This window comes from Streptomyces sp. 13-12-16 (assembly GCF_002114215.1).
GTDB lineage: Bacteria > Actinomycetota > Actinomycetes > Streptomycetales > Streptomycetaceae > Streptomyces.
Genome location: NZ_NCTE01000164.1, coordinates 1 through 1,458 on the forward strand (window position 1 = coordinate 1; position 1,458 = coordinate 1,458).

The 1,458-nt window shown below is 66.7% G+C and carries 3 protein-coding genes; 2 read left to right on the forward strand and 1 reads right to left on the reverse strand.

Going from position 1 to position 1,458, the window contains the following annotated elements:
• Positions 1–161, forward strand: a 161-nt coding sequence (locus B7767_RS07740; RefSeq protein ID WP_143652268.1) for a M23 family metallopeptidase, incomplete at its 5' end; no start/stop codon positions are given.
• 19 nt (positions 162–180) lie between these two features.
• Here the strand turns inward: B7767_RS07740 and B7767_RS07745 are convergent.
• The gene (locus B7767_RS07745) at positions 181–777 is read right to left on the reverse strand and encodes a TetR/AcrR family transcriptional regulator (protein ID WP_179167061.1); all 597 of its coding nucleotides are present in this window, start codon (positions 775–777) and stop codon (positions 181–183) included.
• Between the two features lie 137 nt (positions 778–914).
• On the opposite strand from B7767_RS07745, the gene B7767_RS07750 reads away from it, so the two are divergent.
• Positions 915–1,458: MFS transporter (locus B7767_RS07750; RefSeq protein WP_143652270.1), on the forward strand; the 544-nt coding region annotated here is incomplete at its 3' end.

Below are 1,458 nucleotides of genomic sequence, written 5' to 3' on the forward strand. Positions count from 1 at the left end.
AGATCGGCCAGGTCGTCAAGACCGGCCAGAAGATCGCCCTGTCCGGCAACACCGGCAACTCCAGCGGCCCGCACCTGCACTTCGAGATCCGCACCACCCCGAACTACGGCTCCGCCGTGGACCCGGTGAAGTTCCTGCACTCCAAGGGCGTGACCGTCTGACCCGCGCGGACGGACGCCCCTAAGCGCCCCCGGACCCCCGGTGGGCCTGGGTGATCAGATCGATGGCGACCTCGAGGACGGCCTTGCGCTTCTCCTCGGGGTCGCTTTCGACGTCCTGGAGGACGTGCATCCCCGCGTGCATGGTGAACAGGGCGCTGACGCAGCGCACCTGGTCGACCAGGTCGGCCTCCGGGTCCATGAGGATGTCGCGCAGCCCGAGCATGCGGGTCTTGAACATCTCACCGATGCTCAGCTCGCGGATGGTCGCCTGGTTCTCCTGCATGAAGCGGAAGAGCGGGGCCGCGCCCGCCAGCGCCTCGCTGTACCGGCGGATGATCTCCTGCTTGGTCTCCAGCGAGTGCGGCTGTTGCCGCCCCCACTCGATCAGGTCCTCGATCGGCCGCGAGAGGTCCTCGAAGATGCCGACGAGGATCTCTTCCTTCGTCTTGAAGTGGTAGTACAGCGCCGCCTTGGTGACGTCCAGGCGCTCGGCGATCTCGCGCAGCGACGTCTTCTCGTAGCCCTGCTCGGCGAAGAGTTCGAGCGCGACGTCCTGGATGCGCTGGCGGGTGTTCCCGCGGCGCCGCTGTTTGGTGCCGTCCATGGTGCCGCCCATCCTCCTACTCGACCCCTCTTGACGAAAACTTACTTGACGACCGGCTAGTTGCGCGACTAGCTTCCCAGCGTAGTGAACTAGCCGGGCGGCAAGTAAGTAGCAGTGGTCACGCGACCGTGGCCGGGGGAGAAGGAATCATGGCGGACACACCAGCGGCGGGGGCCGTGGAGACGGACACCGGCAAACAGCCGAGGAGCGTGCGGGTGGTCCTGCTCGCGCTCATGATCGCGATGATGCTCGCGATGCTCGACAACATGATCATCGGTACGGCGATGCCGACGATCGTGGGCGAGCTGGGCGGACTGGAGCACCTGTCCTGGGTGGTCACCGCCTACACCCTGGCCACCGCGGCCTCCACCCCGGTCTGGGGCAAGCTCGGCGACATGTACGGCCGCAAGGCCACCTTCATGACGTCGATCGTGATCTTCCTGATCGGCTCCGCGCTCAGCGGCATGGCCCAGAACATGGGCGAGCTGATCGCCTTCCGCGCGGTGCAGGGTCTGGGCGCCGGCGGTCTGATGGTCGGCGTCATGGCGATCATCGGTGACCTCATCCCGCCCCGGGAACGCGGCAAGTACCAGGGCATGATGGCCGCCGTGATGGCGCTGGCGATGATCGGCGGACCCCTGGTCGGCGGCACCATCACCGACAACTGGGGCTGGCGCTGGGCCTTCTACATCA

Coding starts and splice junctions, on each gene's coding strand:
- B7767_RS07745 (WP_179167061.1), bottom strand. CDS start 777: ATGGGCGGCACCATGGACGGCACCAAACAGCGGCGCCGCGGGAACACC.